Consider the following 19,852-nt stretch of genomic DNA (forward strand, 5'->3'; position numbering starts at 1 on the left):
TTTTTTGCAAGAGGGTACCGGCATCTCACGGGCGAGATGCCTTTTGAGGACGCGATCCGCTCGCGGAGGCGCAGGATCTCTAACCAACCCAGGATCTGCAACCGAACCTGGAACATAAAGAGGGGAATGAGATATGAAACCCAGACTGGCTGTAAATCTGCTCTTCGCAGTGTCGGCGTTAGCGACCGCATTCACCATGACGAGCGCACAGGCGCAGACCTCGGAGGCGCCAAGTGTTCTGCGCGTTGTTCCGACGCAGGACCTGGTTGCCTTCGATCCCGTCGTCGCATCGAACCCACAGGGATCCAGCTACGCGGTCATGGTCTACGACATGCTTTTCGCGTTTGACGAGCAATTCGTGGCGCAACCCCAGATGGTGGACAACTATACGGTCAGCGACGATCGCATGACCTATACGTTCACGTTGCGCGAAGGACAGAAATGGCATGATGGGCAGCCGGTGACGGCGGAGGATTGCGTCGCCTCCATCAACCGCTGGGGCTCCAAGGACGGGATGGGCCGTATCCTGCTCTCCCGAACGGAAAGCATCGAGGTCATTGATGAGAAGACCTTCCAGTTGAAGCTCAAGGAGCCATTCTCGTTCGTGATCGACGCGCTCGCGAGAAGCAACAATGTAGGCGCGTTCATGATGCCGAAACGCTTCGCCGAGACCGATGCCTCAACGCCGATCACCGAAGCGATCGGATCGGGTCCTTACAAGCTCGCCAAAGACGAATGGGTTCCCGGAGTGAAGATCGTCTTCGTCAAGAATGAGGACTATGTGCCCCGCCAGGAAGAACCATCCGGCCTTGCGGGCGCGAAGATCGGGTATTTCGATCGTGTCGAATGGAATCTCATCAAGGATCCGGCCACGGCCCTGTCGGCGCTTCAACAAGGCGAGATCGATATATGGGAGACGCCTCCACCGGAACTGCTGTCGGTCGTCAGGGCGTCACCGGACCTGGCGACCTCGGTCGTCAATCCGCTCGGCCGTCTCATGAATCTGCGCCCGAACTTTCTTCATCCGCCGTTCGATGACGTCCGCGCACGGGTGGCGCTTCAGTATCTGACGGACCAGAACGAGTACATGATGGCGGCCGTTGGAGATCCGGAGGCTTTCATGACCTGCACGGCCCTGCTGTATTGCGGTGGTCCGCTGGAAACCCATGTCGGCGCGGAAAGGCTTCAGGCAGAGAATGACCCGGAGAAGGCCGCGGCTCTGTTCAGGGAAACGGGTTGGGACTTCTCGAAGCCGATCACCATCCTGCAGGCAACGGACGCGCCTGAATATACGGCGACGGCCCTGGTCCTGGCGGACAAGTTGCGGAGCATCGGCCTGAATCCGCGGCTCGTTTCCATGGATTTGGCGACGATGCAGGTCGCCACCCGCAAGCGCAGCACGCCTGAAGAAGGAGGCTACAATATTTTCGCGACCTATAATTCGCCCGGAAACGGCGTCAATCCGCTGACGGGCAACATCACCTTCGCGAACTGTGACGGGGCCTATGCGGGCTGGCCCTGCAACGAGGAACTCGAACGGCTGCGCCTTTCACTGGGGGTCGCCCCCAGCATCGAGGACAGGCGCAAGATAATCGAGGAGTGGCAGAAGATCGCCTATGATTTCGGTCTCTTCGTCCCCGTCGGGCAGGTCAAGACGACCGTCGCGCACCGCGCCGATATCGAGGGCATTCTGCAGACCGGCGACGTCAACGCATATTACAACATTCGCCGAAAAGAAGATTGATCGGCTTGAAAGGGGGGCCTCGGCCGATCTCTGCCGAGGCCGAACCGTAGTCATCATGCCACCAAATCAAGGGCTTCATTGACCGGAAGCGACGTAATGAGCGTGACGACATTGATGACATGTTGCAGGTATGTGACGCCATCGGCAACAATCGCGCGTTCCGGTTCGATATCCGAAATCTCTTCCGAATAAACCGCCGTAACGTCAACCTTATGGTCCCGATGAACACGGAATATATTCTGAATATGTTCAGTGGATCTAAATTTATACATGTTTACCCCGAATTAATTAGGATTGATGACAACCGAACTATCACAGAAATCGTTCTGTTTTCGCAGTGACGATTGGTTACAAATAAAGAAACGAATTGTTTGAAACGAACTATTTTTGTGTTCGGTAACGTTATGCCTATCATCGGGAGCCATCGAAATAGAATGGAGCAACGACGATGGCAAATCCGAAAAACGAATGGCCCGCCATGACACGCGTTTACGGGGGCAAGAGCGACGGCATGTCGCTTGAAGACATGTTTGAGCGATACGTCTGGATCGCGAAGGCTGCAAACGTTCTCGATACGGCAGAGGGCGAAGTGCTGCCGGATGCAGATAGGAAGAAAGCGTACTTGCCGGACTGGATGACAATCTCAGTAGGAAAAACGACGACGGCAGCGACAAAATCAAAAACGTAGAGACCTATGAGCAGTGGTGGCGCAGTACTGGCGACAAACGGAAGGAAGTCAACGCACTGGCGTGGAACATCCATCCGGGTGTCACGCTTCAATATGAGCTCGAAGCGTGCGACCTGTCGCCGCCCTTCACCTGCCGCTCGCCACCGTCGCCGCGATCATCTCCGGGCGCGATCCGATGATCCCGGACGTGGCGACACGGCTTGCTCGCTATTTCGGGAACAGCACCGATTTCCGGCTTGCCCTCCAATCCGCCTATGATGATGGGGCGACGTGGGCGCACATGGACGCGCGGCCGCGCCTGTCGTTCGCCGCGCTCACACACAGGGCGGACGTTCCCACGGCGGTGGGCGTCTACGCGCTCTATCGGACAGGCGAGCGCGTCCACGGCGGCATCGCTGGTGCGCCGGGTTTGGGGCAACCATGCCCGCTGCAGGCTGGCGTCTATCAGAAAATCAGCATTGCGGAGGAACGTCGCGGAGCATCTCGGCATCGCTTCATCCGCCGACATCCTCGCGACGCGATACATCCCGACGTCCGATCAACTGGCGGCGGTGAGGGCTGACGCGCGATGCATTTGCGGGGATAGGGGCGGGCGTCATCGGCTGTCTGCTCCCCTACGGCCAGAGCACCGCAAAGCCTGCCAGCGCCCGCTGCTGCTCCGGCAAGCGCCTATGCATCACGGTCCGGGCGCTTTGGCACCACATGTTTGAGAAAGATCGGCCAGATTATCAGCATGCCAACGCCCAAGATGGCGGTGCTGGCGGCAAAACGCTCCCATCCGCTCATGCCGAACACGGCGGAAGGAACGCGCGACAGGCCAGTGAACAGACCGCCCAAAAGGATGGCCACAATGCGCCAGAACCATTTCCGCTTGTTTGCGTCATCCTGTCGTACCGTGTAGATATCTCTCGCGGAATTTTATGGAGGATTCTTGGCGGGCGTCAAAATCACTGAGTCTAATTTCTCAGTAATTCCAATAGCTTAGCGTCAGATTTGGCGGGCCGCGACCGATAGTGATGATCACTACGTTTACGCTATAGCCCTACGATAATGGCTCATGCGATCGAACATAAACAGCAGCGCCCGGCACATCCTAGCAGCTCCTTAGATGAATCCTTCTTGATGCGCCTTGTTCAGAATCTCGATCAAAATCACGCTCTGCCGCTCGGTAGGAATCTTCGCGGGCATTTGCGCAGCGATCTGGAGGATGCCCACTTCCTTTGGTGTGAGCAGCCGGCGGCTAGAACCTTCGCGGAGGATTGCCGACCACTGTGCCGGCGGCACCTCGAAGACCTGCCGTTGAACCTCGATCCCGTTGTCGATCTTTTGTGTCTGTCGGGCCGTCTTCGCCTCGTGCCGATTATCCTCGACCGAGGCGAGATCGCTCCAGAACGCCTCCGGCAGCAACTCAGTGATGTGATCGACTTGGTCGAGCAGGCGCGTCCAGCACCCCTCTCGCTTACACCACTCGGAGATGTTGGAGATGCCCTGTGGAGGTCGAGTGATGTCCTCGTTCACGGCCGTCGCGATCGTGACCACCGCCTCTGATAGCACGTCGTCGATCGCTTGGGCTGACCAGATACGCTGATAATCGACGGTCGTTTTCCGGCGCTTGGTAACCTCGCCGAGCATGGAGAGCGTGTAGGCCACTATGTTGGCCCGATAGCCTCCGTTATACCAAGACTGCACCGAAACTAGCTTCTCGATCGCACGGAACAGGATACCGCGGGCGATGGCGCGCTTGAAATAGAACTCGTTGAAGCTGTCGGACGATTTCTCCCATTCCTTGCCGACCCGCAGCGCGTAGCGTGCGAAGTTTTTCTGGCTGCCGAGGTTTACCCAACGTGGGTGATCATCGAAGACGTTCTCGAACTTAGCGAGGTCGGTTTTCGTGAACATCTGCGTCTTGGGATATTCCGTCCGGAACCGCTTCTGCTCGGCGGCGGTGAGCTTCGACTGTGCGTCCACGTACTGGCCGCGTGCACGCTCGTAGAACCACTTCGTTTCGCGCTGTGCACCCTGCTGGGCGGGAGCCCAGATGCGGCGCGAGAACTCAGCCATACGGACGTGAAACGGGTGATTGGAGAAAAAGTCGGCCGCGTTCACCCTATTCTGGGTATTGGCATATTCGGAGATGCGCGGGACGACCATTTCGCTCTGCTCGCTGTCGATCACCGACAGCTTCATCTGGACGAAGATGCCCGACAGGTCCGCCTTGTCGCGGCGCTGAGTATGGAAAAGCGAAGCGGTCGTCTGGCCGCCGTTGACGATCTGGAGATCGGTCATGCGGATGATCTGGAGGCCGCTATCGGTCATCCGGGTCTCGACCTCCTGCGCCGTCGCGGTGATGCCGTTGTTGTAGGCGAAGAACATCTGCGGCTCGTTCATGATGGTCGCGCGGATACCCTTGTTTACCTGTGCGCGGGCCTGGAGGAAGGTCCGCACGTTCTGCTCCAGCAGGCGTGCGCTGTAGCGGTCATAGAGCGCGGCCAGAATCGGGGCGGGCATAACGATCAGGTAGGACTGATAGGAATCCGAGCCGAGATTGGCAGGCAGGCAGTTGATGCCATCCCCGAACATTTCGACGAAATCGATGTCGAGCGGCTCCTTGTGTCCGCGCGAACTGCGCTGGCGCTGGAAGCGAGCCATGTCCCAGATGTGATAGGTGGCACGGATGACGCCGACCTCACCGTCGGGAAACGTCTGGAAGCGGTCGCTCAACACACGCTCGGAGGTCAGATAGAAATTGACCTGGCGCAGCATCGCCCGCCGGTCGGCAATCTGCCGGACCAGCCCGTATTCGGGGGTGGTGACATCGGGCTCCAACGTCCCTTGAAGGCTCGCCTCGAAAAAATTAACGACGCGCTTGAATGTGGCGTCCACATCCGTGCGCGTGAGCGTCTCCAGCTCGCGCCGGCAATCGAAGTCGGCGACAAAGATGTCGAGTGCGCCCTCGTCGTTGAACCAGTAGCCGTCAACCCGCATGCCGCGCGGCGCGCGGTAATGGCAGTGCTCGAAACCTTCGATGAAGCCGGTCTCGATCAGCTCAGTGGAGACTGCCTCCATGAAGGCTTCAAGCTGATAAGTGCTGTTCGCCTCGGCATCGGCCAGCGTCTCTTGCCGAAAGTCGTGAAAGAACTCCTCTACGGTCTGCTCCATCAGTTACCCCCGAATACTCTCGTATTATCGCATTCATAGGGCGCAATGGTTTCCAGCCGGATATCGTAGGCAACTCTGTCGATGCCTGTCGGCAATTGCGACCGCATAAGGCGCGGAAACCCGTCGCCGACGCGATAACTGTGCACATCGCTGACGACAAAGAGCGGCGCGTCGTAGTCGGGAAGCGGTGCATAGCCGTGTGCTACCAGCTTGCGGTCGAAAGCTTCGACGGCCTCCGCTTCGCCGAGTCGTCCCTGCACTGCGGCGACGATCTCGTTGAGCGACTGGGAGCCTGCCGCATCCGGCAGGCTGCTCAATCGGTAGATGCGCAGAAACAGCGCGTCGTTCAGGGACTCAAGCTGATCCTCTGACGAAATGCGCACCGTGCTTCGCTCGGTGCCGGACAGCGATTTGATCTCCACCGCCGTGTTGCCGAAGATGAAATCCTGATGGGATTTCTCCGGGCCGAGCCAGGCTTCCACCGCGACAGCGGATGATGGCTGTCGGTCGATCATCTCCAGCAGGAAGGTCAGTTCAGCGAAGAGGCCACGGACTTCCTCGGTTGACAGATGCTGGCTGCGACCGGACAGGAAGGTCTTCCAGCGCCGGATGTGCGCCAGTGCGACGGCGAGCGAGCTGGCGGAATCGGTAGCGCGCTCCAGCGCAGAGGCGAGCGTCCGACAAAGGCCCTCGAAAAGGTCGCGATCGACCTGCTTTTCGAGAGTGAGGACAAATCGCTGCTGTCCCGGCTCGCCCCCGCGAAGATCGACGTCAATACCATGCACCGTAACCACATTCTTCCGGAACTGGTCGGTGTGATCGCCATGAAGCTCCGCAATGAACAGGCAGGAGCCGGTCGTGTCGCGTCCCCAGAAGCAGGGCACGGTGGTTTCGCCGGGAGGCTGACGGACGTTGAAGTCCGCACCGGGGACCGCGATCTCATCCCACGGCGAGGACTCAGACATCGTAGTCCTCCTCCTCGTCCGGATCGTCGCCATAACCCTGCATCTGCTGGAGCCAGACCTTGTTCACGACCACGTTGATGGTGGTCGAATAGTCTCCATAGGGAAAGCTGACGCCGAAAGCGGCGATTGGTCCTGCCACGGCCCCGTCCCTGGGTTCGAGGCTGTGGATCATGAGGAGCGGCCTGTTCCGGACCATCCGGTAGTGGGTATCGGACACCGCTCCGGTTCCATCTTCGCCGCCGGCCAGTGCCTCGGCCTCCTTCCGCTGCGCGTCATCGAGCCCGAGCTTCTCGTCGCCGCGGGAGGCGACACGATCCTTGTTCAGGCGCCACGCGGTTCCGTTCGGCTGATCCTTGCCGACGACACGCACCTGGCTTCTCAGCGTGAACGGTCCGCCATCGCCCGGTGCGCCTCCGGGGGAGATGAGCAGGACGTCGGCGAGCGGGCGCTTTTCCGCGATCCGTTCGAGATAGTTGACCACGTCCGATTTAATGCCGGCGAAGGTCGAGTGGGTCTCGAACCGGGTCAGGAAATCCTCGACCGCCGCGATCGGGACGTCGCGGAAGATCAAGCCCTTCCCGGTGTCTTCACCTGGCCGCCCTCCGAAGCCGCTACGCCACTGCTCGGCGATAAGCTCGAAGTTCCGCACGTTCACCTCCGGATCGGTCGAGACGACGTAGCTCTCCCGCAGCCGCCCGCTGAAGCTCTGTTCGACTGTGACCTCCTGGCCCGACCGCATCTTGTTGGTGGCGGTGATCAGTAGGCTGTCAGGGTGCGAGCGGACATACAGGCCGAAATCCTTCGGGCTCAGCCCGTCGCGCCGCATCCGCTTGACCTGCTGGGTGAGTTCCTCGGCAGCCTCCGCGATATGGGAATACCAGTTGATAGAGTCGCGCGAGAGATGGACGCGGCAGATATCCTCGAAGCCCGGCCGGTAGCCGAACCAGCGGCCCATCTGCATCAGCGTGTCGTACATTTTGGTGTTGCGATACATGTAGCTGACGGTCAGGCCCTCGATGGTCAGGCCGCGCGACAGGCTGAGACCGCCGACGGCGATGGCGGTGAGGCCGACGCCCTCCTTCTCGTAACGGGTGTAGTCGAGCACCTCGTCGCTCTTGCTGTTGATGACGTAGAGGTGGAGGTGGTCGAACACGCCGTTGAGCGCCGCCTTGACCTCGGGCCAGGTGAAGCCCGCATCAGCATATTCGGCGTCGAACGCCTGTTTCAGGTGCTGCATGTAGACGTTCGTCGAAGAAACGGATTCCGGCATTAGATAGTTCGCGCGGACCGCCTCGCTCATCTTCTTTTCGCGAAGACTGAGGAAGTCGCGCACGGCCTGCTGCACCGGCACAAAACGCGATACGTTGATCATCATCGAGCAGTGCTTGCCGGTCTGCCCTCGCAGGTTTCGGATGGCGCGTGCAACGATGAATTCGTCCAGCGCGCGGTAGAGGCTGGGCGGCAGCTCTGGAACGGGGTCGTCGCGCTTATGCCTGTAGGGAAGGAAGTCCTCGCAGTCGTCGATCGGCTTCACGATCGACTGGCTGGTCTCGTCGTCAAGGAATACCTTCTCCGCGCCGAAATAGGTCGTCGGCGCATCGAGACAGTAGATAAAGTCGCGCGGGAACAGCTCCTCTCGCACATCATCGTCATAAGCGTCGGGGTTGATGAAGATGTTAGCGAACGGCGTCGCCGTGTAGCCGACGTAGCAGGATTTTGCGAACAGCCCCAGAACACGCCGGATCATGGCGTTGGTCCGGGTGGGGTCGAGATCCTCCTTGTTGGTGTTGATCGAGGCGTTGTCGGCCTCGTCGTCGATGAGCAGCATTGGCACGTCGGAAATCCGGCCATCGCCCTCGGCGTTCAGCGCCTTCAGCCATTTGTGCAGCGCCGTCAGGGTAGTGACGTTCTTCTTGATGATGAGGATGATAGGCTTGGAGAAATCGTTGATCTTCCAGCCGCTCTTTGCTGCGGTATTCTTGTTGAAGTCCTCGTTAATGTTAGTGAGTGTCGCCGGATGAGGATAGCCGGGATCGAGCCCGACACCGATGGAGCGTCGGTCCTCCGGATCGCTGGACCGCCCGATGAAGGCTTCGTCGATGCGCTCCTGGGTCTGCTTGCGCAGATTGTTGTGAATACCTGCGATAACGATGATGAACTTGTAGCCGGCGTCGGCCGCGCGGGCGATCAGGCCCGTGTAGTTGGCGGTCTTGCCTGACTGGACATGACCGATGACCAAGCCGCGACGGTTCCACGTCGTCCCCTCGCTATGGGGGTCTTGGAGATGCCCCAGGATGCGGCTGGTCACGTCGCTCAGCGACTGGACCATCCGGGGCGGCCAGCCGTCCTTCAGCAGGAAGTTCTCATAGGCGTTACCATAAGTCCAGGTGATGTCCTCACGCTTGCGGACCCACTGGTCGTCATGCTTCGCGGCAACGTCGACGAGCGAGACGCCCGCACCCATGCGCGTGTCGACCGAGATCATCGCCTCGGTGATGATGTTGCGGAGGTCGCCCGTGTAGCCGAAGATGGCGGCGATCTGCTTCGCCTTCTCCTCCACCTGCTCGCGCGTCGGTGTCTCGGTCAAGTTGGCGAGACCCGAGATCAGCGCGTTGGCGATGTTGCGTTCTTCGGTGATGATTGTGCCGGTCATGCGAAAGTCTCTGCTATAAATTTCTCGGCTGTCTCGATTTGCCCGTCGAAGAGACGCGTCGATCGCACGATCTGGAGGAATGCCTGCGGGTCACCCGGTCCGTCGCCGTAGAGCACCTGCTTGAGGCTTTTCAGCCGATCCAGCGTCTGGTCCTTGTCCGTGGCCGCTTGGCTCACCTCACGCGGATGCGTCGAGTAGTCAGAATAGATCATCTCGACTGGTAGCGTAGCGGCGATGGAATCGAGCAGCACGCCCAGCGAGGCGGCATCGTCGGACGCCAGCCTGGCACAGAGAGAAGCGATGAGCGGGTGCTCCGTGTTGATCGCGAACCGGATACCATCATGATCCGCATAGCGTTCCCAGAGCGGTGCCTGGCTCTCCTGAAACAGCTTCTGGCCGCGACCGCGATGGACGGTGACGCTGCGAGCGGTGATCTGGCTTATGATCTGCCGCAGGCGCTCGCGCACGGCATGCGGCGGCCGGGCGCGTGACTTCTTGATATCGATGGTCCAGGCTTCATCGAGACTGTTCGGAAAATCGATCTGGACTCGCGCCAGCTTTGTCGCCTCCCCCTTGGGCACCAGCCGGAACCAGTCGCCCCAAGCCATGAGGCGGCCGTTGCGATAGACGTAGGCACCTTGGTTGGAGATGAAGTCGCTGCGATCCTGATAATAGTCGTATTCGGAAGCGGAGAGCCGGCTGTGGTGAGGCAGGATGTAGGGCTGCATCACGATCGGCACGTCGCCTATCCAGACCTTCTCTTCCCGCAGTATCTGGGTCGCCTCGTTCTTCCGGCAGAAGGGATCGAAGGCGGCGATCGGATGGCCGTTGATGCGGATGGCCAGCTTCCGCCGACCTTTTACCTCGCCGGCGAGAAAGCGGTGGAAGACGAGCGACAGATGCCTTTCGACAACCGCCAACTTCTCGTTGACGATCTCGTCGCGCTTCTGCCCGGTCTCCTCCTCGAGCAGCCGGTCGAGGTCACGCCAGATGACCAGCGTTCCGGTCTCGCCGAGCGTCTCGATAAAAGGCTGCTCCGCGATCTCGCCAGGCTCGAGAACTGAGATGAACCAGTCGTCGTCTTCCTGGATCCGGGCGAGGCTCCATTCCGCGCCGGCGCGATGGCCCTTCACGGCACTGACCACTGTCAGGCGACGACACTGAGAGAAGGAGGCGGTCTTGAGGCCGAGGCCGAAGCGTCCGAGGTCTTTCGGCCCTCGCTCTTTGCGCGGATCGGTGGCACCGTGGCGCATCGCCGCGATTACCTCTTCCTCGTTCATTCCGCAGCCGTTGTCGGCGATGATGAGCACCGGCGCACTACGGCTCATGTCGCAGAATATCTGAATATCCGTCGCGTCCGCCGAGATGCTGTTGTCGATCAGGTCCGCAACGGCGGTTTCAAGCGAGTAACCAAGATCGCGGAGGGAAGCCGTCAGACTGGCGGCACTGGGCGGCAGATGGTGCGATCTTGCCATCAGCCGTTGCCCCGCAGTTTATCGGCGAGGCGGCGGACAACACCTTCGGCGTCGGTCTTCAGCTCGCACTCCCAGACGGTCACGACGGTCCAGCCAGTTGCTTCAAGCGCGGCACGGTTGCGTGCATCGCGGCGGACATTGCCGTCGAACTTCTCCTGCCAGAACTCACGTCGAGTCGATGGCGTGGTAGTGTTCCGGCAACCGGGATGTCGGTGCCAGAAGCATCCGTGAACAAAGATAGCGGTGCGGTATTTCGGCAGGACGACATCAGGGCGACCGGGGAGCTGCTTCGCATGAAGGCGGAACCGGAAGCCTGCACGGTGCAGCAGCGATCGCAGCCGCAACTCCGGGCGGGTGTTCCGCCCTTTGATCCGCGACATATTCCAGCTCCGCCGCTCGCTGGTGAGCAGGTCCACCATTATCGGCCACCCCGTATTGAGTCGAGCACCTCAGCAACGATCTCAGCGATCTGTTCGGCGAGCTTCGGGGGCACGGCATTGCCAACTTGGTGATACTGCTCGGTGCGAGGACCGGCGAAGAAATAGTTGTCGGGAAAGGTCTGAAGGCGGGCGGCCTCGCGCACGGTCAAGCTTCGACACTGAACTGGATCGTAGTGAATGAAATAATGGCCGTCCTTCGAGATATGCGACGTGACCGTCGTTGACACATGGTCGGCAAGCTGGACCCGGAAGCGGTCAGAGAACATCTTTCCGCTTCGGCCCTCCTCGACATTCTGATGATCGGGGAGGAGGTTGGAGGGGAAATCGGCGAGCTTGGGGCTACGCCCGGTCTCCTGCGCAAACGTAGCAGCGTAGAGGTAGCGGCGCAGGTCGGATGCCATGTGACTGCGTGCCTCGTGCAAGGTCAGGACCGTCAGGCGGTCGTCATACAAGCTGCGCAGCACGTCATGGTTCGGCCGCCGCATCACGTAGCGGGTGGATGAAGTGGAGCGCGGCGAACGCATCTCTATGAGTTTGTCGAACCTGAGTTCCCGTGCGACTTGTCCCGCATAGGCCGCGCCGTTGAGCTGTCCGCGGACGTTCATGCTGGATATCTGCCGGATGGCGCTCAGCCAAGCATCCCGGCTGTCCTTCTCCTTCGACAGGCCGCTTCGGATTGCAGGAAGGGAACTGATCGTGTCACGGACGGTCGGGGCGGCCATCTTCCTGAGAATGGAGGGCCGGACCTTCAGGTCGCTACGGATGCCGACGATGAACATCCGGTGCCGTGCCTGGGGAATTCCGTGATCCTCCGCGCGCACAAGGAACAGCCGGGGATCGACCTCGCCCTCGGCCATCTCCTCCTCGGTGAGAGAATAAAGCCGGTAGGCAAGGTCGACCGGCGCGTCGGCGATGGCGGTCGACGGCCGCTGCAAGTCGCGGACGATCCGGTTGATAGCAGATTTGCCTTCAATGGTGGCCGAGAGCAGTCCCTTCACGTTCTCCATGACGAAGATCGGCGGCCGATGATCGGCGATGATTCTGAGATATTCGAGGTAGAGAGTGTGCTTCTCATCCTTCATGAAATCAGGATCGCCTTTCATCCGGGATCGACCGACAAGCGAATATGCCTGGCATGGAGGACCGCCGACGAGCACCCATTGCTCATTCCCCGCCAAACGGTCACCAATGATCCGGCGGACTTCGGCGTGTGTGTCGGCTCCCAGAGAGACCCGCAGTGCACTTTGCGCAGCATGGGCATGCGCGGCCGGATGCCGAGCATACAACTCAGATTGGGTGATATGACCGGCGAGAAAGTCGTAGTAGTCGTCCGGAACTTCACCAGCAGGAAAATGTCGGAAGAAGTGCCTCAACATCAGCGTCTGATGCGAAAACGTGTCACGCTCGATCGAAACCATGCTTCGGAAGCGGGGCCTATCACGCCGGTCGAGTGCTGATGCGAATCCCTCGCCGAGCCCACCTGGGCCTGCAAAAAGATCAACCACTGGATAGGCGGCATCTCGATTCAGGTGAAGGGCAGACTTGCGCGCCGTCGTGCCGGCACTGCGGCTTGGCGCTGCCCCAATATCTCTTTTTGCGAGCATCCCGAACTATCGCTTCTGCGGTAAAGAGACGGTGCGCATGCGCTTTGGGTTTGCCGCTACTGCGTCGGTCATTCGCTCATATTCCTCCACCGAGACGACGACCACCACGCCACGCCCATGCTTCTCGATGCGAACCGGCTCTGCACGCGCGGTGTCGATCATCAGGCCGAAGCTGTTCTTGGCTTCGCGCGCGGACATGCTTTTCATGGCTTAAATCTCGCCCATCCCAATTGCGCCATTTAGAACAGAATGGCTCTTTTAGGCAATAGTCATCCGTGCTTGCGCGGCGTTGCCGCGCGATGGCGGACGGCGCTGCGATATTTGAGGTCTCCGCGCCGCCCGCCATCGGTCACGCCCGATCCTGCTTCGGTTGAGTTCTGTCATGCGCGTCTGCTGGGCGCTCCCCCTCGAATCCCATCTTTCCGAGTTTCGTCCATGTATCGCGCGCATGGTCACCGCCCTCGCTCTTCAGCTTTTCGGCGATCCAGATCATCGCGCCGTAGATCACGGCGCGGTCATCATTGGTCAGGTCCACGACGCCAGCCTTGACGATAAGGCCGCCGAGTTCGATCAGACGCCGGGTGCGCTTGCGGCGCTCGACCTGCCATGTGCGCATGTCATGCCGCGCCCGTGCCGCCTGATGCCGGTTGCGCGCTGCCCGGTTGCGACGGAGCGTCGCCAGCGTCACGGTCAGGCGATGACGCAGATCGCCGCGATTTGCTGCGAAAGAACGCAGCGCCGCGTTTCGCCCATACCTCTCTCTTTGCGGCATCTTTGGTTTCGGCCAATGCGACGAGCGCACCGGCCAATTCATCAGCTGTGAGGTTGTCCGCTCCGGTGGCAATCACCAGTTCGCCGAGCTGCTGCACCTTTCGCGTTTTCAGTTCCTTGGCCTTGTCTTCAAGCGCCTTCAGTTCCGCGTCATAGTTCCGTGGCTTGCGCATCGCTATCTCCATAAGCTGTTGATGCAGCGATGATAGTTGAGCGCGTTGCGGATTGCTTCTATGTTGCCGGGACAGTCTGGCACGGCCCGGTTCCTCCCGAGATTTTTTCGAGGGAGGGCGCGCTTATACGTCGTTCCGACGTGCGCTTAACCGTGCCAATGCTTGATCGCGATGGCGATCTATCATCTTCACGTCAAGGTCATCGGCCGCAAGGCCGGGTCGAGCGCGGTGGCTTCCGCCGCCTACCGCTCGGCGTCGCGGATGCGCGACGAGCGCATCGACCGCGTGCAGGACTTTTCCGCCAAGCGCGGCGTCGTCCATTCCGAGATCATGCTGCCGGAGGGTGCGCCCGAGCATCTTGGCGACCGCGAACGGCTCTGGAACGATGTCGAGGCGTTCGAGGTGCGCAAGGACGCCCAGCTCGCGCGCGAGGTGGAATTTGCCATTCCCCGCGAGATGACGCAGGCGCAGGGCATCGAGCTTGCCCGCGATTTTGCGCAGTCGGAATTTGTCGATCAGGGCATGATCGCCGATCTGAATGTGCATTGGGACATCGGCGAAGACGGGATGCCGAAGCCCCATGCCCATGTGATGCTCACCATGCGCTCTGTGGACGAGAACGGCTTCGGGCAGAAGGTGCGTGACTGGAACCGCACGGAGATGGTGGAGCGGTGGCGCGAACGCTGGGCCGAGCATGTCAACGAGCGGCTGGCCGAACTCGACATAGACGCCCGCATCGACCATCGCAGCCTTGAGGCGCAGGGCATCGGCCTTGAGCCGCAGAGCCAGATCGGCGCACCCGCGCAGCGCATCGAGACACGTAGTGTCGGCGAAGGGATCGAGGTCGCGGACACCGTTGCGGATCGGGCCGAAATGCACCGCGAGATCGCCCGCAACAACGGCGCGCGGATCATCGCCGATCCTTCCGTCGCGCTGGACGCGATCACGCAGCAGCAATCGACCTTCACGCGCCGGGACATGGCGATGTTCGCGCACCGGCAGAGCGACGGCATCGAGCAGTTCAACGAGGTCATGGGCGCGATGCGCGGCTCGCCCGATCTTGTCGAACTTGGCAAGGACGGACGCGGCGAGGATCGGTTCACGACCCGCGACATGATCGAGGCTGAACAGCGTTTGCACCGTGCGGCCGAATTGATGGCCGAGAAGGAATTGCACGAAGTCAGCGACAGGGACCGCGAAGCGGCGCTGGCCCGCGCGGAACAGCGCGGCCTTGTCCTTTCCGGCGAGCAGACCGACGCTCTGGCGCATGTCACGGACGGGCGCGATCTTGGCATTGTCGTCGGCTATGCCGGGACCGGAAAGAGCGTCATGCTCGGCGTTGCGCGCGAGGCATGGGAGGCGGCAGGCTATGAGGTTCGCGGCGTGGCACTGTCCGGCATCGCCGCCGAGAATCTGGAAGGCGGATCGGGCATTGCGTCCCGCACCATCGCCAGCATGGAACATGGCTGGAAGAACGGGCGCGACATGCTGACTTCCCGCGATGTGCTTGTCATCGACGAGGCGGGCATGGTCGGCACCCGGCAGTTGGAGCGCGTGCTGTCCCATGCGCATGAAGCCGGTGCAAAGGTGGTGCTGGTCGGCGATCCGCAGCAGTTGCAATCCATTGAGGCGGGCGCGGCGTTCCGCTCGATCCACGAGCGTCACGGTGGCGCGGAAATCGGCGAGGTGCGCCGCCAGCGCGAGGATTGGCAGCGGGACGCCACCCGCGATCTGGCGACCGGCAGGACCGGCGATGCGATCCATGCCTATGACGCGCACGACATGGTGCATGAAGCGGCGACGCGCGACCAGACGCGCGGCGACCTGATCGACCGCTGGGACCGCGACCGGCAGGCGGCACCGGACGCAAGCCGCATCATCCTCACCCACACCAATGCCGAGGTGCGGGAACTCAACGAAGCCGCCCGAGACCGGATGCGGGATGCGGGCGATCTGGGCGAGGATGTGCGCGTCACGGTCGAGCGCGGCGAACGCAGCTTCGCCGCTGGGGATCGCGTCATGTTCCTGCAAAACGAGCGCGGGCTTGGCGTGAAGAACGGCACCCTTGGCACCATCGAACAGGTCAGCACCCAGAGCATGACCGTGCAGACCGATGATGGCCGGTCCATTGCCTTCGACCTGAAAGACTACGACCGGATCGACCACGGCTACGCCGCGACCATCCACAAGGCGCAGGGCATGACGGTGGATCGGACGCACGTGCTGGCAACGCCCGGCATGGACGCCCACGGCAGCTACGTTGCCCTGTCACGCCACCGCGACGGCATGGACCTGCATTACGGCCGCGACGACTTCGCCACACAGGACAAACTCATCAACACCCTGTCGCGCGACCGGGCAAAGGACATGGCGTCGGATTACGAACATCGGATCGACCCGGCGCAGGACTATGCCGAGCGGCGCGGCATCAGCTTCCGCGCCCGTGCTGCCCAGATCATGCGCAGGCTGATGCCGGAGCGCGTGCGCGATGCCGTCGATGACATGCTCGACAGATTGCGCGCGCCGGGCGACGGCGTGCCTGGCCCTGATACTGGAACTGGCCGGGAAAGGGAAAGGACCGGGAAGCCGGTGGCGGAGCAGCAGATCGGGGAAGACCCGGAGGCCGCGTTGCGCCGCGCCCGTGGCCGGGCCTTTGTCCGTCATGCACATGCCGTGGACGCGATCTTCAAGGCGCAGGACCGGGACATCGCTGCAACGCCCGAGCAGGTGCAGGAACTCCACGAGGCCCGTGCGGCCTTCAACGATCTGCGGCCAGACGGTTCCCGCGATGCCGAGGCGGTTTACAAGCGGAACCCCGACTTTGCGGCTGATGTGGCTTCTGGTGATCGTGAGCGCGCCATGCCCGTAAGGCACGCCATGCAACGGGAAGCCGAGATGCGCCAAAACCCCGAACTGCGCTCCGACCGCTTCGTGGAACGGTTCCGGGACCTTAAGCAGACCGGCGACCGCCAATATGCGGCGGGCAACTATTCCGGCTACAGGTCAACGCGGGCAGAAATGGGCAACATGGCGAAAAGCCTCGAACGCGATCCGCAGATGGAATCCCTGCTCGAAGGCCGCAAGAAGCAGCTTGGCATCGACATGGATTTCGACTCGGGGATGAGGCTGGGGCGGCAACTTTCCCTCAGCCATGGCCTCGGCAGAGGCCGGAGCATCGGATTGTAGGGCGTAGGTCTTTCCTATTTACCGCCGTTTCTACGCCATAGCCCTACGCTGCCTAAATATCAGTTGCGCAACGATAAATCACTGTTCTGTCTGGTCTCTGCAATCGTCAGAAACCACCAGCAGGAGGCCGCGCAGCCATGCGTCAACCAGACCGTATCGTCCGTCTCAAGACCGTTCTCGCCCGCACCGGGCTGTCCCGGTCCACCATCTATCGCAAGATCGCCGAAGGCACCTTTCCAGCCCAGATCAAGATCAGCGCTAACGGCGCGGGTTGGAAGGAATCCGATATCAACCGCTGGGTCGCCAACCCTGCTGGATGGCGGCAGCGTTCGTTCAACGAATTTGACTTCCTCGATGACTTCTGACCGCAGCGACGACCGCAAGCCGGTGACGCCATCACATTCCCGGCGCACCAAACGACCGCCTACGGCGTCAGAGCAGCTTGAGGAGTTGCTGGGATATCCGTGGCCGTTCCCCGGCAGGCCGCCCAAACATGACCTCAGCACATGGACCGTCACCGACGACTGGCCCGACCCCGTTCCGGTCACGGAAGCCGAGATCGAGGTGTTCGAGCGATGGTTCGGCGACCTGTTCGATGAGCTATTCGGCCCCGACACCGGATCACCCGACGCCGGGATCGAAATCGACCTTGAAAGCGGTACTAAATAATGATACTGGATACTCCATGAAAAAGCGTCACAGAGCCACGCTGGAACTAATTTTCGCCCGCCCGGTCAACGGTTCGATCCGCTGGGCCGATATAGAGGCGTTGTTTGTAGCTCTCGGGGCGGAAGTCAGCGAACGGGAAGGTTCGCGCGTCGGCGTGTTCCTGTTCGGCGAAGTGCGCGTCTTTCATCGCCCGCATCCGTCACCGGATACGGACAAAGGTGCGGTTGCCAGCATCCGTAAATGGCTGGACGAACACGGAGTAAAGCCATGAACAATGTCGTTGAAATCAATGGTGAGAAGGCGGTCATCGCTTTCGACCCCGAGATTCAGATGCTGCGCGGCGAGTTTGTTGGCCTCAATGGCGGGGCGGACTTCTATGCCGAAAGCGTCCACGATCTGATCGAGGAAGGCCGCAAGTCGCTGGCCGTCTATCTCGAAATGTGCCGGGAGAAGGGCATCGAGCCGCGCCGGAAGTTTTCCGGCAAGTTCAATGTTCGCCTTACGCCTGACGACCATGCCGCCGCAGTCATTGCCGCAGCGGCATCGGGCAAGAGCCTGAATGAATGGATCGTCGGGACGATCCGGGAAGCCGCTGAATAGCGGCCTCGTTCGGGACGACCGGCTTTGAAAGGAGACAGATTATGACCGCTTCCACCGTGCCGCTACGCGCCGCCCTTTATCTGCGCGTTTCGACGGCGCGGCAGGCCGAGCATGACGTTTCCATCCCCGATCAGAAGCGGCAGGGCGAAGCCTATTGCGAGTCCCGCAACCTGCAACTGGTCGAAACCTTTATCGAACCCGGCGCATCGGCCACCAATGACCGCCGCCCCGAGTTCCAGCGCATGATCGAGGCCGGGACCAGCAAGCCCGCGCCGTTCGATGTGGTCGTGGTTCATTCGTTCAGCCGCTTCTTCCGCGATCACTTCGAACTGGAGTTCTACGTCCGTAAGCTGGCGAAGAATGGTGTGAAGCTGGTTTCGATAACTCAGGAAATGGGGGATGACCCCATGCACGTCATGATGCGGCAGATCATGGCGCTGTTCGATGAATACCAGTCCAAGGAAAACGCCAAGCACGTCATGCGGGCCTTGAAGGAGAACGCCCGGCAAGGCTTCTGGAACGGCTCGCTTCCTCCTATCGGCTATCGCACCGTCGCCGCCGAGCAGCGCGGAGCCAAGACCAAGAAGAAGCTGGAAATCGACCCGCTTCACGCCGACACGGTGCGGCTGATCTATCGCCTTGCGCTGGAAGGCGACGGCACGACCGGCCAGATGGGCGTCAAGAACATTGTCTCGTATCTCAACAGCCGCCGCATCTTCACCCGCGACGGCGGACGGTGGGGTATCGGGCAGGTTCACCGCATCCTGACCCGGCGCACCTACATGGGCGAGCATGAGTTCAACAAGCGGACCAAGACCAAGGAACTGAAACCAAAGACCGAGATCGTCACCGTCCCGGTTCCGCCTATCATCGACCGGGAAACCTTCGACGCGGTTCAGAAGCTGCTCAAGGCCCGCAATCCTAAGGTCATGCCCGCCCGCGTCATCAGTGGCCCGACCATGCTGACCGGCCTGATCCATTGTGCCAAGTGCGGCGGGGCCATGACCATCCGCACCGGCAAGGGAGGGCGCTATCGTTACTACGCCTGCTCGATGAAAGCGCGACAGGGGCCGACCGCCTGCGAAGGCATGGCCGTGCCGATGGAAAAGCTCGACGATCTGGTCGTCAATCACCTTGAGAAACAGCTACTCCAACCCGAGCGGCTGGAAACCGTCCTGTCCGCCGCACTCGACCGCAGGGAAGAACACGCTGAGCGCCGCCGCGAGCATATCGCTGAGTTGAACAAGCGCGCCACCGAATCGGAACTGCGCCTCAAGCGCCTCTATGACGCTATCGAGGCGGGCGTGGCCGATCTGGACGACCCGGCGCTGAAAGACCGCATCGACGGACTCAAGGCCATCCGCGATCAGGCCAAAGCTGACGCCGAGCGCGCGCAGGCCATGCTCCAGAACACAGGACAGAAGGCCTTCACGCCGCAGATGCTGCGAAAGTTCGCCGCAACTGCCCGCGACCGTATCCGGCTGGAAAGTGGCAGCTATCGCCGCGACCACCTGCGCGCGCTGGCTCAGCGCGTTGAGGTCGCAGACGGCGAAGTTCGCATCATGGGATCGAAGTCCCGGCTGCTACAGACGCTGGTGGCGGGAAGTGGCGTAATCTCAGTGCCCACTCAGGGACTGAAGTGGCGGAGGGGGTGGGCCTGACGTCCAACCTTCTCCACCTTAAGTTATTGACTTTATTCACTCCTTCGGGCGACTGCACTACAGA

Annotated in this window: 19 protein-coding genes; 9 read left to right on the forward strand and 10 right to left on the reverse strand. The window is 61.0% G+C overall.

The features are described from left to right. Positions 1-133 precede the first annotated feature (133 nt). Positions 134-1,744 carry an ABC transporter substrate-binding protein gene (locus ACUSIJ_RS18025; protein ID WP_449309805.1) on the forward strand — a complete coding sequence of 537 codons (1,611 nt, stop codon included), beginning with the start codon at positions 134-136 and terminating at the stop codon, positions 1,742-1,744. A gap of 53 nt (positions 1,745-1,797) precedes the next feature. Here ACUSIJ_RS18025 and ACUSIJ_RS18030 read toward each other — a convergent pair whose 3' ends face one another. Further along, on the reverse strand, positions 1,798-2,016 hold the full coding sequence (locus tag ACUSIJ_RS18030) for a hypothetical protein (RefSeq protein WP_449309806.1): 219 nt from the start codon (positions 2,014-2,016) through the stop codon (positions 1,798-1,800). A gap of 176 nt (positions 2,017-2,192) precedes the next feature. Between ACUSIJ_RS18030 and ACUSIJ_RS18035 the strand changes: the two genes are divergently transcribed. Both ACUSIJ_RS18035 and ACUSIJ_RS18040 read left to right on the forward strand, forming a co-directional pair. Next, the gene (locus ACUSIJ_RS18035; RefSeq protein ID WP_449309807.1) at positions 2,193-2,432 is read left to right on the forward strand and encodes a hypothetical protein; all 240 of its coding nucleotides are present in this window, start codon (positions 2,193-2,195) and stop codon (positions 2,430-2,432) included. 106 nt (positions 2,433-2,538) lie between these two features. Continuing rightward, on the forward strand, positions 2,539-2,994 hold the full coding sequence (locus tag ACUSIJ_RS18040) for a helix-turn-helix transcriptional regulator (RefSeq protein ID WP_449309808.1): 456 nt from the start codon (positions 2,539-2,541) through the stop codon (positions 2,992-2,994). Between the two features lie 542 nt (positions 2,995-3,536). On the opposite strand, the gene ACUSIJ_RS18045 is transcribed toward ACUSIJ_RS18040, so the two are convergent. The 9 genes from ACUSIJ_RS18045 to ACUSIJ_RS18085 all read right to left on the reverse strand — a co-directional run bounded on the left by ACUSIJ_RS18045 (position 3,537) and on the right by ACUSIJ_RS18085 (position 13,672). Further along, entirely contained in the window at positions 3,537-5,591 is a 2,055-nt protein-coding gene (locus tag ACUSIJ_RS18045) for an AIPR family protein (RefSeq protein WP_449309809.1), read from the reverse strand. Then, a complete protein-coding gene (locus ACUSIJ_RS18050) occupies positions 5,591-6,556 on the reverse strand; it encodes a PD-(D/E)XK motif protein (RefSeq protein WP_449309810.1) in 966 nt (321 codons plus the stop codon). The genes ACUSIJ_RS18045 and ACUSIJ_RS18050 overlap by 1 nt, the downstream gene beginning before the upstream one ends. Then, complete coding sequence (locus ACUSIJ_RS18055; RefSeq protein ID WP_449309811.1) at positions 6,549-9,209, reverse strand: Z1 domain-containing protein; 2,661 nt, start codon at positions 9,207-9,209, stop codon at positions 6,549-6,551. The genes ACUSIJ_RS18050 and ACUSIJ_RS18055 overlap by 8 nt, the downstream gene beginning before the upstream one ends. After that, positions 9,206-10,684, reverse strand: a complete 1,479-nt coding sequence (locus ACUSIJ_RS18060) for an ATP-binding protein (RefSeq protein ID WP_449309812.1) — start codon at positions 10,682-10,684, stop codon at positions 9,206-9,208. The genes ACUSIJ_RS18055 and ACUSIJ_RS18060 overlap by 4 nt, the downstream gene beginning before the upstream one ends. Beyond that, the gene (locus ACUSIJ_RS18065; RefSeq protein ID WP_449309813.1) at positions 10,684-11,103 is read right to left on the reverse strand and encodes a very short patch repair endonuclease; all 420 of its coding nucleotides are present in this window, start codon (positions 11,101-11,103) and stop codon (positions 10,684-10,686) included. The genes ACUSIJ_RS18060 and ACUSIJ_RS18065 overlap by 1 nt, the downstream gene beginning before the upstream one ends. After that, entirely contained in the window at positions 11,103-12,542 is a 1,440-nt protein-coding gene (locus ACUSIJ_RS18070) for a DNA cytosine methyltransferase (protein ID WP_449309814.1), read from the reverse strand. Before ACUSIJ_RS18070 ends, ACUSIJ_RS18065 begins: the two co-directional genes overlap by 1 nt. 192 nt (positions 12,543-12,734) lie before the next feature. Continuing rightward, positions 12,735-12,935, reverse strand: coding sequence for a type II toxin-antitoxin system prevent-host-death family antitoxin (locus ACUSIJ_RS18075; protein WP_449309815.1), 201 nt, complete (start codon positions 12,933-12,935; stop codon positions 12,735-12,737). A 142-nt stretch (positions 12,936-13,077) separates the two neighbouring features. Beyond that, entirely contained in the window at positions 13,078-13,344 is a 267-nt protein-coding gene (locus ACUSIJ_RS18080) for a conjugal transfer protein TraD (protein ID WP_449309816.1), read from the reverse strand. A 1-nt stretch (position 13,345) separates the two neighbouring features. Continuing rightward, positions 13,346-13,672, reverse strand: a complete 327-nt coding sequence (locus tag ACUSIJ_RS18085; RefSeq protein ID WP_449309817.1) for a conjugal transfer protein TraD — start codon at positions 13,670-13,672, stop codon at positions 13,346-13,348. Between the two features lie 171 nt (positions 13,673-13,843). On the opposite strand from ACUSIJ_RS18085, the gene traA reads away from it, so the two are divergent. From traA to ACUSIJ_RS18115, 6 genes are all read left to right on the forward strand, one after another. Next, on the forward strand, positions 13,844-16,858 hold the full coding sequence (traA, locus tag ACUSIJ_RS18090) for a Ti-type conjugative transfer relaxase TraA (protein WP_449309818.1): 3,015 nt from the start codon (positions 13,844-13,846) through the stop codon (positions 16,856-16,858). A 137-nt stretch (positions 16,859-16,995) separates the two neighbouring features. Further along, positions 16,996-17,223, forward strand: coding sequence for a helix-turn-helix transcriptional regulator (locus ACUSIJ_RS18095; RefSeq protein ID WP_449309819.1), 228 nt, complete (start codon positions 16,996-16,998; stop codon positions 17,221-17,223). Further along, complete coding sequence (locus ACUSIJ_RS18100) at positions 17,213-17,527, forward strand: hypothetical protein (RefSeq protein WP_449309820.1); 315 nt, start codon at positions 17,213-17,215, stop codon at positions 17,525-17,527. Before ACUSIJ_RS18095 ends, ACUSIJ_RS18100 begins: the two co-directional genes overlap by 11 nt. Before the next feature lie 16 nt (positions 17,528-17,543). Next, entirely contained in the window at positions 17,544-17,798 is a 255-nt protein-coding gene (locus tag ACUSIJ_RS18105; RefSeq protein WP_072294780.1) for a type II toxin-antitoxin system HicA family toxin, read from the forward strand. Continuing rightward, positions 17,795-18,127: a type II toxin-antitoxin system HicB family antitoxin gene (locus ACUSIJ_RS18110; protein ID WP_012090880.1), complete on the forward strand. Its 333-nt coding sequence runs from the start codon at positions 17,795-17,797 to the stop codon at positions 18,125-18,127. Before ACUSIJ_RS18105 ends, ACUSIJ_RS18110 begins: the two co-directional genes overlap by 4 nt. A 41-nt stretch (positions 18,128-18,168) precedes the next feature. Continuing rightward, a complete protein-coding gene (locus tag ACUSIJ_RS18115) occupies positions 18,169-19,788 on the forward strand; it encodes a recombinase family protein (protein WP_449309821.1) in 1,620 nt (539 codons plus the stop codon). Positions 19,789-19,852 lie beyond the last annotated feature (64 nt).

It is taken from the genome of Pseudochelatococcus sp. B33, from assembly GCF_053570585.1.